This window comes from Okeania sp. SIO2C9, from assembly GCF_010672455.1.
Taxonomy (GTDB): Bacteria; Cyanobacteriota; Cyanobacteriia; order Cyanobacteriales; family Microcoleaceae; genus Okeania.
Genome location: NZ_JAAHGO010000004.1, coordinates 25598 through 40872 on the forward strand (window position 1 = coordinate 25598; position 15275 = coordinate 40872).

11 protein-coding genes are annotated in these 15275 nt (G+C 33.8%); 9 read left to right on the forward strand and 2 right to left on the reverse strand.

What is annotated here, in order from left to right:
- Window positions 1-957: 957 nt before the first annotated feature.
- The 3 genes from F6K23_RS04350 to F6K23_RS41440 all read left to right on the forward strand — a co-directional run bounded on the left by F6K23_RS04350 (window position 958) and on the right by F6K23_RS41440 (window position 3123).
- Window positions 958-1827 (forward strand): MBL fold metallo-hydrolase, encoded by an 870-nt coding sequence (locus tag F6K23_RS04350; protein WP_293151096.1) that lies wholly within the window; start codon window positions 958-960, stop codon window positions 1825-1827.
- Window positions 1828-2685: 858 nt separating this feature from the next.
- Entirely contained in the window at window positions 2686-2979 is a 294-nt protein-coding gene (locus F6K23_RS04355) for a hypothetical protein (RefSeq protein ID WP_293151099.1), read from the forward strand.
- Between the two features lie 24 nt (window positions 2980-3003).
- The gene (locus F6K23_RS41440; RefSeq protein ID WP_367267614.1) at window positions 3004-3123 is read left to right on the forward strand and encodes a hypothetical protein; all 120 of its coding nucleotides are present in this window, start codon (window positions 3004-3006) and stop codon (window positions 3121-3123) included.
- Between the two features lie 183 nt (window positions 3124-3306).
- Here the strand turns inward: F6K23_RS41440 and F6K23_RS41445 are convergent, their stop codons facing one another.
- Window positions 3307-3705: a DUF4351 domain-containing protein gene (locus F6K23_RS41445; protein ID WP_367267615.1), complete on the reverse strand. Its 399-nt coding sequence runs from the start codon at window positions 3703-3705 to the stop codon at window positions 3307-3309.
- Window positions 3706-3715: 10 nt separating this feature from the next.
- Window positions 3716-4225, reverse strand: coding sequence for an Rpn family recombination-promoting nuclease/putative transposase (locus tag F6K23_RS41450; protein ID WP_367267616.1), 510 nt, complete (start codon window positions 4223-4225; stop codon window positions 3716-3718).
- Between the two features lie 387 nt (window positions 4226-4612).
- Here F6K23_RS41450 and F6K23_RS04365 point away from each other — a divergent pair, with 387 nt between their 5' ends.
- The 6 genes from F6K23_RS04365 to F6K23_RS04385 all read left to right on the forward strand — a co-directional run bounded on the left by F6K23_RS04365 (window position 4613) and on the right by F6K23_RS04385 (window position 14960).
- Window positions 4613-4906: a hypothetical protein gene (locus tag F6K23_RS04365; RefSeq protein WP_293151099.1), complete on the forward strand. Its 294-nt coding sequence runs from the start codon at window positions 4613-4615 to the stop codon at window positions 4904-4906.
- A 24-nt stretch (window positions 4907-4930) separates the two neighbouring features.
- Window positions 4931-5059, forward strand: a complete 129-nt coding sequence (locus F6K23_RS41455; RefSeq protein ID WP_367267617.1) for a type II toxin-antitoxin system VapC family toxin — start codon at window positions 4931-4933, stop codon at window positions 5057-5059.
- A gap of 565 nt (window positions 5060-5624) precedes the next feature.
- Window positions 5625-7046 (forward strand): P-loop NTPase fold protein, encoded by a 1422-nt coding sequence (locus F6K23_RS04370; RefSeq protein ID WP_293151102.1) that lies wholly within the window; start codon window positions 5625-5627, stop codon window positions 7044-7046.
- A 583-nt stretch (window positions 7047-7629) separates the two neighbouring features.
- Window positions 7630-13926 carry a hypothetical protein gene (locus F6K23_RS04375; protein WP_293151105.1) on the forward strand — a complete coding sequence of 2099 codons (6297 nt, stop codon included), beginning with the start codon at window positions 7630-7632 and terminating at the stop codon, window positions 13924-13926.
- Window positions 13917-14234: a type II toxin-antitoxin system ParD family antitoxin gene (locus F6K23_RS04380; RefSeq protein ID WP_293151108.1), complete on the forward strand. Its 318-nt coding sequence runs from the start codon at window positions 13917-13919 to the stop codon at window positions 14232-14234. Before F6K23_RS04375 ends, F6K23_RS04380 begins: the two co-directional genes overlap by 10 nt.
- 90 nt (window positions 14235-14324) lie before the next feature.
- Window positions 14325-14960 (forward strand): Uma2 family endonuclease, encoded by a 636-nt coding sequence (locus F6K23_RS04385; RefSeq protein WP_293151111.1) that lies wholly within the window; start codon window positions 14325-14327, stop codon window positions 14958-14960.
- The last annotated feature ends 315 nt before the right edge of the window (window positions 14961-15275 follow it).

Sequence of the window (15275 nt, forward strand, 5' to 3'; positions counted from 1 at the left end):
AAGTCATAATTCAGGAAAAACTATCATCTATCAGCTATCAGCCATAAACTAATATCAATTCATAATAAAAATTATATAGCTGTTGAAGTGAGAATATTTTTCGCTCTTTCCCCTTGTTCCCTACTCCCTAATTCCTAAATTTTTTCTTGTGGGTATTCCAACAGACAGAATATAATTATCTTTGTCAGAGGGATTATACCAATACCCAAAATTCAAGAATTTAGAATGCGCGAATTTAGAATTACCTCTTCTTTTCAAGGAGAGGATTAACTAATCATGAAAATTTTTATTTATTATCCCCGATCAAGGGGAGGCTTTAAACCACAATATTTCGGTAATGCTATACTTGGCTGAAACTTCAGTTATCAAGTAATTAATACAGGTTTAATAACTTATTTCCTAATTATTAGCAAGTTAATTATAATTATTCTGATGTTTGTCTCTCCCCCACTCCCCCACTCCCTTACCGAATAATTAATAATTAATAATTAAATAATTAAATAATTCAGCTTTAAAGCTTCCCCTTTAAAGCTATGCCTGATAAGGAACTCCTGAAACCCTGTAGATGGGGGGATGGGGAGATGGGGAGATGGGGGAAAAAGCCTCTAATTAAATACGTTTACTCTCCCCGAATAACTATTGAATGACTAACACATAACTTCCATCTAATGTCTACGTTTTATGTTAAGAAATATGTTTATAAAGCCTCCCCTTGAAAGGGGAAAAAAATAATTTTTTTCCTTTTAGTCAATCCTCTTCCTTTTAGGGAGAAGTAACTATCCATTATCCATTATCCATTAATGAATCACCTACTTAAAAAAGTGTAGAAAAGTTTTTGATAAATGGTATTATTATTAACAGGTTAAGCAAAAATAAAAAGCTGACCGCTGACCGCTAATAGCTAAATGCTTACAAAATTAATCATAATTCATAATAAACTTTTTTGAATAGGTAAAAATGGCTAAAATTAAATTACGACGTACTGAAAATATTAATGGCGATATATATGTTGATAGTACCTGTATAGACTGTGATACTTGTCGCTGGATGTCACCTACAATTTTTCATCGAAGTGGAGATAAGTCAGCAGTTTATCATCAACCAAAAAACGATAAAGAAAGACAAGAAGCAATGCAAGCTTTACTATCTTGCCCAACAAATTCTATCGGCACTATTGAAACACCAAAAGACATCAAAAAAATTCAACAAACCTTGCCAATTTTAGTAGCAGATAATGTTTATCATTGTGGATATCATTCAGAAAAATCTTTTGGTGCAGCTAGTTATTTTATTGTCAGACCAGAGGGAAACATTTTAGTTGACTCACCCCAATTTTCACCTCCATTAGTGAAGCGTTTAGAAGAAATGGGAGGAATTAAATATATGTATTTAACCCATCAAGATGATGTAGCAGACCATCAAAAATTTAGAGAACATTTTAACTGCGATCGCATCCTTCATGTAGATGATATTTCTTCAGATACTAATGATGTAGAAATCAAATTAACTGGCACAGAACCATTTTCCCTAACTCCAGATTTATTAATTATTCCTGTACCTGGTCACAGTAAAGGTCATACAGTCTTACTATATGGAAAATTTTTATTTACAGGCGACCATCTAGCTTGGTCTAGTCAGTTAAATCAACTTTATGCTTTTCGTCGTTATTGTGGGTATTCTTGGTCAGAACAAATTAAATCTATAAGTAAACTCATACCTTATAGTTTTGAATGGATATTACCTGGTCATGGTCATCGATATTATACCGATCCAAAAACTATGGAACAACAGTTACAAAAGTGTATTAATTGGATGGAAAAATTATGAGTTTTTCTAACAGTTATGACGATTAATATAAAGTAGTTAGGATTTACAGAATATTCCAAGTATATGAAGTACAAATATTAATAATTAAATGAATGCAAGTGCGGGCATCTTGCCCGCGAGGGGTGTATCTAACTAAGGTGGAATTCGCTGTATCTCAATTATCAAAAATAGCACTATAAAAAGGGGATTCAAAAATTCAGGTCAAGGTGGCTTTTTCCCTTCCTATTTTTTATCAAAATAATATGGTTCTAAAACCCCGCCTTGATTGGCGAAATATTTTTGGAGAGTTGCTCAAATCCCCGTTACAAAAATAACTTCTGACTGTCTTGAGTGTGTCTTGCATTCTGAGGAGACCTCAGAATTACACACTCGCTTCTGACTTCTGACTTCTGACTTCCTTAAAATCCCCTCTTTTATTTGAATGAAACAGATTCTAATATATTCGATTAAGAAGGGTGCATCTCTTATGTACAAAAATACTTTTTTCCTATATATTCTCTGTTACCTGTTGCCAGATGAGCTGTTGCCTAAAAGCGATAAATTTTTGGCCTGATTCAAAATTGAGACGCACCCTTTCTATCTGCTATAGTAATAGTAAGTATCTGACTCAAATAGTAGACAAAAAGGAAGTTATACTATGAACGAAAATATTGTTTATATGGAAAATGTAATTAAACAAATAGATGAAATGAATCTAGATCAACAATTATAATTAATTGCTTATATTGCTAATAAAATTCATAAATATAAATCTTCATCAAACAAAAAAACCTCTTTAACAAGTATCATCGGTAGTGGCAAAGGATGTTTTGCTACTCCAGAGGAAGCAGATCATTTTATTAATCAAGAGCGAGATAAATGGGAATTTTAGAAGCAATTACAGGAACACGAGTTTATTTAGATACTAATATCTTTATTTATGCAGTGGAAGGATATGCTGAATTTCAAGCTTTATTAAATGAGTTGTTTGAGGCTTTTGATAATGGAAATCTCAAAGCCATTACTAGCGAATTAACTTTAGCAGAAGTTTTAGTAAAACCATTAATTGAGAATAATACTGAAGTTTGTTTAATTTATGAAAATGCCATCCAAAATTCGCAATTGCTTGAAGTAGTACCAATCAATCGAAAAATTCTCATAGAATCAGCTTGATTAAGAACCATAATTAATTTAAGATTGCCAGATGCAATTCATGGTGCAACTGCAATTTTAAATGGATGTGAAACTTTTTTAACTAACGATAAACGCTTAGAGTCTCTTTCTGGTATTAATGTTCTTATTTTATCTAATTTATAGTCGCCAAATATACTTTAGCTTGGGTTGCGCTACTGCTTAACCCAACAACACTAATATACATTGAGATTTAACAAATTACTGTTAGGTTTAGGGGTTCCTCAACCCAACCAACAAAGTACTATTTTTTTATTATAACCGTTTGATAAAAATCATATTAATTATCTTTCTCTTTGATTCATAAAACTAACGTTCCTGCAACCAACTTTCTAAATCCTCCAAACTATTAAAATCCAAAATATCCTCCGTTAACATTTCCAAATCAGACAAAAGTAAATCTTCAATCTGACTACTTATTGTCTCTGGAATTTCTCCAAAGCGCTTTTTCAGTAAGCGCATAACCAGAGCGATCGCTTGATTCAGTCTTCCTTTTTCTTCTCCTTTTTCTTCCGCATAAATTATCCTTCCTCTCTCATCTTGCATTGCTATTGCTCGACGCTCAACTATATCTAATTCTTCTACCGTCATATTAATTCTATTAGCAATATTTAAAGCCTTTTCTATTTCCGAAAGTTCCCCTGAATTTTCTGGAATACTATCCAATCTGTTAGCCTCTTTCAGAAAATAAATCCATTTATCAGTCAAAGTATTTAACTCAGAATAAAGCCTTCTTAAATTTCGGCAATTCTAGGAAAATTAATCGCAATTGTTTGTCGAGACATTCAAAATTTTTAGTCTCCTCCTTAAACACAAACTTATTGATAAAATTATCATTTTTTTCAAACAAAATAAAATCTGTAATTGTCACGGCTATGGCTGGGTTTAGTAAGAGATAATCCTCTCCTGTTTCTAACTGATTGGCATAAGCTTTAGCCAGATTGTAAACTACTCGTTTATTGAAACCAGCCATTCTAGCGACTTGCATTTCAATAACTACAATTGAGCCGTCTACTAAAACTGCTTTTATATTCAAGGTAGGGGCAATTCGCGAATCGCCCCTACTCAATTGACCGGGATTAAAGGGATTAAGAATTGTGAGAGATTGAATGACTTTTTTGCCTCCATAAATTATGGCGTTGAGAAAGCTAATTAAGATATCTTTGCTTTGTTCGGAGCCAAAGATTTTTTTAAAGGCATAATCGACCTTGGGATTGATAAATTTCATAATGGTTTTGATATAGTTTTATATTAGGGAACTTTTAAGTCAGGTTTACAATTAACAAATTTGGCAACTATTATAGTATATTCCAAGTATGTAAAATATAGATTTTGATCTGCTATAGTAATAGTAAGTATCTGACTCAAATAGTAGACAAAAAGGAAGTTATACTATGAATGAAAATATTGTTTATGTGGAAAATGTAATTAAACAAATAGATGAAATGAATCTAGATAAACAATTATAATTAATTGCTTATATTGCTAATAAAATCCAGAAATATAAATCTTCACCAAACAAAAAAACCTCTTTAAAAAGTATCATCGGTAGTGGCAAAGGATGTTTTGCTACTCCAGGGGAAGTAGATAATTTTATTAATCAAGAATGAGATAAATGGGAATTTTAGAAGCAATTACAGGAACACGAGTTTATTTAGATACTAATATCTTTATTTATGCAGTGGAAGGATATGCTGAATTTCAAGCTTTATTAAATGAGTTGTTTGAGGCTTTTGATAATGGAAATCTCAAAGCCATTACTAGCGAATTAACTTTAGCAGAAGTTTTAGTAAAACCATTAATTGAGAATAATACTGAAGTTTGTTTAATTTATGAAAATGCCATCCAAAATTCGCAATTGCTTGAAGTAGTACCAATCAATCGAAAAATTCTCATAGAATCAGCTTGATTAAGAACCATAATTAATTTAAGATTGCCAGATGCAATTCATGGTGCAACTGCAATTTTAAATGGATGTGAAACTTTTTTAACTAACGATAAACGCTTAGAGTCTCTTTCTGGTATTAATGTTGTTATTTTATCTGATTTTTTGTCTAGTTAATTATCCAAAGTAATATCATTTTCGGTGCATGGCAGTGTTAGGCGTTGCTTGTTCCCATTTTAGAAAGTTGTTGTTGCTATGGGATGACGTTGCGATCGCTTTAGTTGATTAATTTTATAATTTTAGTTGAATAAAAAGTCATGCGTAAGGGCGAACAACCCCCAATGTATATATCGTATCACAATTTTTTATGAAATACTACCTGAAAAAGTTCTGATTTTTTGTGGTGCTTTCAAAAATGCAATTTAGCGACTTCAGGTACATAGACATAGAATAGATTAAGAGGATATCTGAAAAGTTTTTTGATACTGAATTTTGCCCCCCTAGCCCCCCAATTTTGGGGGGAACAAGAATTTGCTTACTCTAGTCCCCCAATGGGTGGGGGATGCGCGGGGGCTTTGATGTAGCAAAAGGGACTTCTCAGACAACCTAATAAGATATAGCAGTCAAAGGAAAGGTAAAGGTTAGGATATATCAAAAGCTCAAAACTCAGACAAAGCAAGCTTCTTCCTTCTTCCTCCTTCCTTCTTCCTTCTTCCTTATTTTAAGTTGGCCATTAAATATTATGGGATTACTAGATTTACAGAAATTTTTTCAAGCGACAAACCCCAGTCAGGTTCTGAAAGCAGATAGCCCAGAAGACGAAAAGTATTACATAGATTTTTCTGAAGTGCGGGGAGGCAAAATTATTGAAGAACTTCGGGAAAACATCACATTCTTTTCTCCAGATGAACCTACTTGTGAACTATTTACAGGTCATATCGGTTGTGGCAAATCTACAGAATTATTACGACTGAAGGCAGCTTTAGAAAAAGCAGAATTTCATGTGGTTTATTTTGAATCTTCCCAAGATTTAGAAATGGGCGATGTTGATATTGGGGATATCATGTTAGCGATCGCTCGTCGAATTACAGAAAGTATTGGGAGCTTAGAAAAAATAACTTTGCCCCAACCAAGAGGTTTCCAAAGAATTATTGATGGAGCGACTAAACTTTTACAAACAGAGATAGAGTTGTCTGCGGAAGCTAAACTGCCTGGGGTTGGTGAAATTTCCGCTAGTTCGGAAGGTAAGTTTTCTATGGAAGCAGGTGTGCCAGGTATTGCGGAAGTGAAAGCTAGTGATGATGAGGGAGTTTCTCTAGCTTTGGGAATTGGTAAAATTACCGCTAAAACTAAGAAAAGTCTTGAACTGCGCAAGAAATTAAAAGATTATTTGGAACCGCAAACAGATAATATTCTGGAAACTATCAACACAGAATTAATTGAACCTACCGTTGAGAAGTTGAAACAATATGGGAAAAAAGGTTTGGTAGTAATAGTTGATAACCTTGACCGTGTAGAAAATGTAATTAAATCTGGGCGTCGCCCTCAACCTGAATATTTATTTGTAGATAGGGGAGAAAATTTACGCCTACTCAAGTGTCATCTTATTTATACGATGCCTTTGTCTCTAATGTTTTCCAATGATTACAATAGACTCACCAGTCGTCTAGCGGTGGAACCGAAAGTTTTGCCGATGGTACCTGTGAAACTGCGAGATGGTAATGAATGTGTTTTGGGAATGAAGAATTTACGACAGATGGTTTTGGCGAGAGCATTTCCTGACTTAGACCCCGAACAGCGACTCGGTTTAATTTCGGAAGTTTTTGATGCGCCAGAAACACTCGATCGCCTCTGTCAAATTAGTGGGGGTCACGTTCGCGAATTATTGCAACTGTTGCGTAGCTTAATAACAAAAGAGCGGAAACTACCACTTTCTCGTGAATGGTTAGAAAGAGTTATTCGGGACAAAGGTAATCAAATGAAATTGGGAGTGGACGATCAAGAGTGGGAGTTGTTGCGTCAAGTACAAGAAAGTCAAGAGGTAAAGGGCGATCGGGAATATCAAATTCTGGTTGGTACTAGGTTAGTATATGAATATCGAGACAGTCAGGGGTCTTGGTTTCAAGTGAACCCAATATTGGCAGAATTGGGAAATTTAATTTAATAGTTTGTAATAGGGCTTTAGCCCCAAATAATATAGTTTGTAGTAGAGCTTTAGCCCCAAATAATATAGTTTGTAATAGAGCTTTAGCCCCAAATAATATAGTTTGTAATAGAGCTTTAGCCCCAAATAATATAGTTTGTAGTAGAGCTTTAGCCCCAAATAATATAGTTTGTAGTAGGGCTTTAGCCCCAAATAATATAGTTTGTAGTAGGGCTTTAGCCCCAAATAATTAGGACTTAGACACCCGCAATGTATTTTCGTCATTTAGGGTTTGCGGAGCATTCCGGGACAGAAAGCAATCTCAAATTCTAGATCGCTTGTTTTTGACTGCCTGTTGAAGAGCGATCGCAAGTCTAGGCAATAGTAACTTTTAGCTAGCTATTCTAATGCACCATTTTAGATGTGTCAGTCCACTACGAGCATTGACTGGGCTAAAGCCCTACTACGAGCATTGACTGGGCTAAAGCCTTACTACGAGCATTGACTGGGCTGAAGCCCTACTACGAGCATTGACTGGGCTGAAGCCCTACTACGAGCATTGACTGGGCTGAAGCCCTACTACGAGCATAATCAATATAACACTATGACAAACCCAAACAAACTAGAAAATCTTTCACAGAAAAATCAAAATTCTTTACAGGAATTAGCCTTTGCTCTTGAAGCTGAAGGGAAAAATTTTTCTTTGATTTTAGCTCGTTGTAATTTTAAGAGTTTACAACATAATCTCATACAAATATTAGCTAATATCTGTTCTCTAAAAATTCAGCAACTTAATTTAGAACCATCTGCAATTACTCTTTATACTACTATTGAAAAACAAATAGGAAATGAACAATTTCAAGCTTTAATGGTATTGGGTTTAGAGTCTGTCAAAGAAATTTCTCGACTATTGCCTAGTGCTAATCAAATTCGGGGAGAATTTAGCGACAATTTTCACTTTCCATTGGTGCTGTGGGTGACGGATAATGTGTTAGCTGAAATGATTCGTTTGGCACCAGATTTTTATAGTTGGGCAGTGACAATTGATTTTGAAGCTTCTACTAATAATGTGGTTGATTTTATTCGGTCAACTAGCGAAGATGTTTATCAAAAAACTTTCGAGTCTGGGAATATTTTTCTGGGCAAAGATGATTTTGATAGTTGCACTGGTATCCAACTTAAGGCGGCTTTTCAAGAGTTATTAAATGGTGGGGTAAAAATAGAATCGGAATTAGAGGCAAGTTTTGAATTTGCTCTGGGAAAATTAGGTGATGATTTGGAGGAATCTCGGCAACATTATGAGCAGAGTTTAGTGTTGTGGAAAGAAAATAATAATCTGGTAAAACAAGGATATTTGTTATTTTATTTGGGTTTATGGTGGCGAGACTATGCTGAAGGAAATCGTCAGGAATATCAGCATAGTTGTCTACGGGCAAAAGATTATTTTCAGGAATGTATAGATTGTTTTGAAATTGCTCAAAGAAGTGATTTAGTAGATAGATTTATTAATTATTTGGCAGAGGTTAATCATCGACTTTTGGATTGGGATGAGTTGGAAAAAGTTGCTGAAAAAGCTTTAAATCTTCATCAAAGTCATCAAACAAAATTTAGGATGGCAAGAGCTTATGGATTTTTAGCAGAAGTTAAGTCGAATCGAAAAGTTTGGCATGAAACTCAAGAATTAGCTGAACAAGCATTATCTTTACTAGCAGAATCTATTGATGAAATATCCAATGATTCTGAAAAAAATAACCAAGTATTAGATTGGGAACTCCACTATCACAAAGGTTGGTATTTATTTTCTTTAGCTAAAGCTCAAAAAAATCTTGACCAAGTAGAAAAAGCAGTTACAACTTTAGAAGCAGCAAAAAGTATTACTAAGCCTAGTTACGACCCCGAACTTTATCGGTTAATTTTGAAAGAATTGGGAAATTGTTATTTCCATAGAGGAGATTATTTACCAGCATTTAATCAAAAACTAGAACAACAAGAAATTGAGACTCAATTTGCTATTAAAGCTTTCATTGGAGCCGGGAAATTACAGCCAAGAAAACATCGTTCTAATCCTGCTTTATCCTCGATTCAAGCATCAAAAAAACTCACTCAAGAAATAGCTACTTCTGGTAGGTTGCCAGATGTAGAAAATTTAGTCAATCGGATTAAAGTTTCTCACCATAGATTCACAATTTTGTATGGTTCTTCTGGAGTTGGTAAAAGTTCTTTAGTGGAAGCTGGATTAATTCCAATTTTGAAAGGAGACTCTGTAGATTCTAGGGATATTTTGCCAGTTTTGCAGCAAGTTTATACTGATTGGAGGCAAAATCTTGGTGATAGTTTGGCAAAGGCTATTTCAGAGTTGGAAAATAGGGAATATAATCCCCCTAAATCCCCCTTAGAAAGGCGGACTTTTAAGACTTCCCCCTCAGAAATGGAGTGCTTTGAAGACTCTCCTTTTAGAAATATGAGGCACATTGACGATCCCCCTAAATCCCCCTTAGAAAGGGGGACTTTGAAGACTTCTCCCTTAGAAAAGGAGACTTTGAAGACTCCCTTAGAAAACTCCCCCCTTCTTAAGGGGGGTAGGGGGGGATCTAAAACTGTACCTCATAGATTAAAGAACTACGATAGTTTTATTAATTCTAATGATGACTTATTGTCAATTTTAAGAGCGCTGGAAAAGCAGAATAAAGTCACTGTTTTAATCTTCGACCAATTTGAGGAATTTTTCTTTAATAATAAGGATATAAATCAACGACTACAATTTTATGATTTTCTCCAAGAATGTTTGAAAATTTCTTTTGTCAATGTAATTATTTCCCTGCGAGAAGATTTCATTAACTATCTTTTAGAATGTAATCGTCTGGTCAGTTTAGATATTATTAATAATGACATTATCAGCAAAAAACATATCTATTATATTGGTGATTTTTCTATCGAAAATGCTAAGTCTGTAATTCAAGGAATAACATCTCAGACTACTTTTACTTTAACCCCAGAATTAATAGATGAATTAGTCAAAGATTTAGCAGGAAATTTGAATACTGTGCGACCAATTGAGTTACAAATTGTGGGGTCGCAGTTGCAAAATGAGAATATTACAACTTTAGTAGAATATCAAAAAAAGGGTCCGAAACAAGCTTTCGTCGGGCGGTATTTAGAAGAGGTAATTAAGTATTGCGGACCGGAGAATGAAAGGTTAGCAAAAGTAGTTTTATATTTCCTCACAGATGAGAATAATACTCGCCCGCTCAAAAGTCGGGTGGAGCTGGAGGAATATACTGAGAAACCCGAACGGATGGAATTAATTTTGACAGTTTTAGTTAAGTCTAGGTTAGTTTTTAGAATTCCCGCAATTCCTTCAGATAATTATCAATTAATTCACGATTATTTGGCATATTTTGTCAGAAAAGAAATGTCAGAAGCAGCTCAGATATCTGCTGAGTTGGAGAAGGAAAGAGAGCTGCGGAAACAGACAGAAAAAATGTTAAACGATGCTTTGAGAAAACAATTAAATGCTGCTCGTCGTGCGGCTATTACTTTAGGGGGAATGGTGTTAGCTGTTGGAGGACTTGCTGTTACGGCAACCTTATTCGGAATTAACACTTATTTGTTAGGTTTAAGTACTGCTTCTAAGCAAAATCAAGAATTAGATAGGTTGGTATCTGCTATTGAAGTAGGAAAGAAATTAAAATTGTTATCTTTTGGAGCAACTCCAGGAACTAAACTGGAAGTTTTGTCAGAATTAAGTACAGCAATTCAGGAAGTAAAAGAGTTTAATAGATTTAAGCATGAGGATGGTGTGACTCATGTCAGTGTTAGTAATGATGAAAAAATGATTGCCACAGGGAGTAAAGATAATACAGTAAAAGTTTGGTGGGTTGATGGTAGTAAAGAGGAAAAAACCTTTGATGAACATAAGGATGATATTACTCAGGTTGACTTTAGCTCTGATGGTAAAATAGTTGCTTCTGCTAGTAAAGATAATCGAGCAATAATTAGGTGGATAGATGGTAGTAGAAAGCCTATAGTATTAGAACATAATGATGATGTCTTGGATGTTAGTTTTAGTCTAAATAATCAATTTGTAGCTACAGCTTGTCAAGATAAAATAGTGCGAATTTGGAATATAAAAGATGGTAGTTTAGTTAAAACTTTTGATAGTCATACTGCTCCTGTTGCTCATGTTACTTTTAGTCCTAATGGTAAAGTTGTTGCTTCTGCTGATATAAACAATACTATAAAACTTTGGTTTATTGATGGAGGAAAAAAAGTGGATATTAATAATTATGGAACAATTGATTTAAGGTTTGTAAATAACAAAGTAATTCTTTTGTCTAGCAAAAATAGTGATTTTAAAGCGTATAATTTGGACGGAGAAGTTATCAAAATGTACAGATATTTTCCTTTTGCTAGCTTGAAAGACAATTTTTTAATGGTTACTGTTAACAAAGAACACGACTATTCCAAAGATTATGGTTTTTTTATAGATAAACATAAACAAGATGTTTTTCATGTGGCTTTTGACGATCGTTATATTGGTTCCAATATAGATGAGCCTATAACCTCAGCCAGTAATTATAATAAAGTCATATTTTGGGCACTTGATAATGATTTGATGTCTAGTGATTACCAAAATATTTTATTTAGCTTTAACAAGAAAATTACTGCGACTGTTATTGATGATGTAGTAGATGAAAAACTAAAAATCAAGAGGAATAATGGCTCTTTTATTTTAACAATACCTGACTTTAATGCCTTTGGCTTCAGTCCTAAAAATCAAAATCTTATTACTAACAATAGTAACTACAGTTACACTCCTAAATTATGGAATATTGATAAAGGAGAAATAATTCTACAGGAAAATACTGGATATGTAAAAAAGATCGACGTTAGCCCTGATGGAAAAACAATTGTTGCTATTAGTAATGATAACTTTATTAAATTATGGAATAATGATGGTTTACTTATCAAGCATCTAGAGCATTATGGAGCAGAAGAGATTTATTTGAGTCCAGACAGCAAAATTATTGCTTCTGTTAGTCAAGATAAAATTAAACTTTGGAGTAATAAAGGTAAACTAATTGCCGAACTATATGGAAATTATCAACAACTGCAAAAACTTATTTTTAGTCCAGACAGTCAGGCTATTAGTTTAGTAACTCGTGACGAAGTAATTTTTTTTAGTAGGAATGGCAAATTAATTAGTTCTTTTCAGGAAAGTAATGAAATAATTAAAGACGTTATTCTCAGTCCAGATAAACAATTAATTGCTACTCGAGCCTATAATAAAGTTAAATTATTTAATTTTGACGGTAAATTAATTAAAGATTTAGGCGGTCACTATCAAAAAGTTAAAAAGATAATTTTTAGCCCAGATAGTCAGATTATTGCTTCTATTGGTGACGATCATTTTGCTAAACTTTGGAAAAGGAATGGTACTTACATAGGTAAATTAAAGTCTCCAGGCCAATATTTAATAAGCCTCTACTTTAAGTATGATAGTAAGGCTATTATTACTATTAGCAGAGATTTTTATGATTCTAGAAAAAGTATAATTAAGTTGTGGAAAAGTGATGGAACTCCAATGACATCAAATAAAATTTATGATTTTGAAATTGAGGATATTCAGTTACATCCAAATACTAATTTTATTGTTTCTACTACTGATAATTTTATCAAACTTTGGAACTATGATGGAAATTTAATTACAGGATATTACGCTGAAAGCTTTGATATTAGTTATGATGGTAAAATAATTGCTATAGCTAGTGACAATACTATTAAACTTTTGAGTAGTAAAAATAATAAAGAAATAAAGACTATTTCAAGAAATCAAAACGATGTTAAAGAAATAATTTTTAGTCCTGATGGAAACATATTTGCTTCTATTGAGAACGATCGCAACTCTACTAATGAAGAAAATATAATTATTTTTTGGGATAGAGAGGGTAATGAGCTAAAAACTGTTAGGGGAAATAAAGTTAGTTTTAATGAAAGCAATAATACTATTTATTCTATTAGTGAAGGTCAAGATTGTAAAACCCTAATATTTTGGCAAGTTAAAGGTAAAAAACTAGAAAGTACTAAAGAGTATGATTTTTGTGAACAATTTGCTTCAATTTTAGACTATAGTGATGATCGCCAAATAATTGTTTGGGGTAAAAAAGAATATCTGTTAAAACTCTGGAATATTGATAGTGAGTTAATCAGAACTTTCAAAGGTCATAATGCTAAAGTGAGTAGTGTCAGTTTCAGTCATGATGGAAAAAAAATTGTCTCTGGTAGCTATGACGATACTATTAAAATTTGGCACAGGGATGGTAGGTTAATCAATACGATTCAAGAAAAGAATGATGTAAACACTGTAACTTTCAGCCCTAATGATAAACATATTCTCTCTGGTAGTGATGATGAAACATTAAAGCTTTGGAGTTTGGATGGAAAACTTATCCATACCTTTGAGGGTCATACAGATATAGTAACAAAGGCAACTTTTAGCTCTGATGGCACAATTATTGCTTCAGTTAGTAGTAATGATACTGTTATACTATGGGATATTAGGACTAAAAAAATCAAAACACTCATTGAGAATGATGACGAGTCGGTTGAGACTATCAGTTTCAGTGCTAATAGTGATATCCTAGCCATCGAACATGACGATGGTAAAGTAACACTCCATCTACTCAATGGCATCTTTGTCAAACAAACCTACCTCTACACAACAAATTCATTCTTAGGTGAAAAATTTAATCCTAATGGGAAAACGATCGCTGTACAAAACCAGTCAGGAGTCTTACTTTTAAATGCAGACTTAGACGACCTACTCAACCGTGCTTGTAATTGGGCGAGTGCTTATCTCAAAACCACTGAAAATGAAGATATAAAACATCTTTGCGATTAAGACCTTCCTCAAAAACACTACAATATTCTTTAACTTCATTATTATTCGAGGGTATAGAAAACATAATAATTTCTCTACCCGACTCCCTGCGAGTCTACGTCGAAGAACAACTACAACTTGGTAGTTATAAAAATGCCAGCGAGTATTTTATGCTCCTAGTGCAGCAAGACCAACAACCTCAAACCAAGCAACCCTTAGAAACAAAGTTAATCCAAGGTATAGAGTCTAGTCCCTCCGAACCCATGACTGCACAAAACTGGGATGAAATTCGTCAAGCAGTGCGAGAAAGAAGTGTCAAGCGATCGTAAAAATAAAACTAAAGTATTTTTCTTAAAAGAGCGATCGTCAATTCTGACTATAATAAAAAATACACCTTTTCAACTTTTCCCACAAAACCCATGAACAAAACCCAAACCGAACTACCCACAGACACTTGGATAACAGCAACTTGGCAAGAATATATCCAGACTATTGAAGACCCAAGTTACGAAAAAGCCAAAAGTTATTACAACAACGGAAAATTCAGAATCGAAATGTCACCAGCAAACAAGCACAGTAAAGACCACATGCTTATTACTACCATAGTTAACTTATTTGCAATGGCAAAAAAGATTAAGGTAGATGGCAGAAATGAGTGTACTTATCGCAAAACAGGACTTCGAGCAGCTCAACCAGACGCTTCCTATTATTTTAGAGAAAATGCAGATGTAGTTTCTTGGGAAGCATCTATTATTGACCTAGATATTTATCCTCCACCAAATCTAGTTATAGAAGTTGCCAATACTTCCCTTGCTGATGATAAAGGGGAAAAACGTTTGCTGTATGAAGCAATGAATGTAGCTGAATATTGGATAGTTGACGTACAGAAGCTAGAAGTTATTGCCTTTGCCATTGCCAAGGTCGGTAGTCAAAGAATTAACCAGTCTCAAGTTTTGCCTGGTTTAGCAATTTCTTTATTAGAAGAAGCACTGCAACGCACTCGTCAAGAAAATCAACTCGACATTTATACTTGGTTATTCAGTCAGTTTCAATAGTAGGGAATAGTGCCGCTACGCGGAAGTCAAAAGTCAAAAATATTGATTGGTAAAGCTTTTAGGATTTTGTAACTGGTTAGTTATTTCTGCCATCCTGCAATAGGGAATAGGAGTGAAAAACATTTCTGAGATTCATCATCCGCATAAGTCTTAACCAATTTTTTTTTAGCTATAGGATTTTTATATAGCGATCGCTCAAGATTAAATAATCATAAATGAAAAACCAAAATTTTTGGCATTGCTGAGGGGTGGGATGAATATAAGTTCAGAAATAATCTTGAATCATAAGTATTAACTTCGATTATACCACAATTA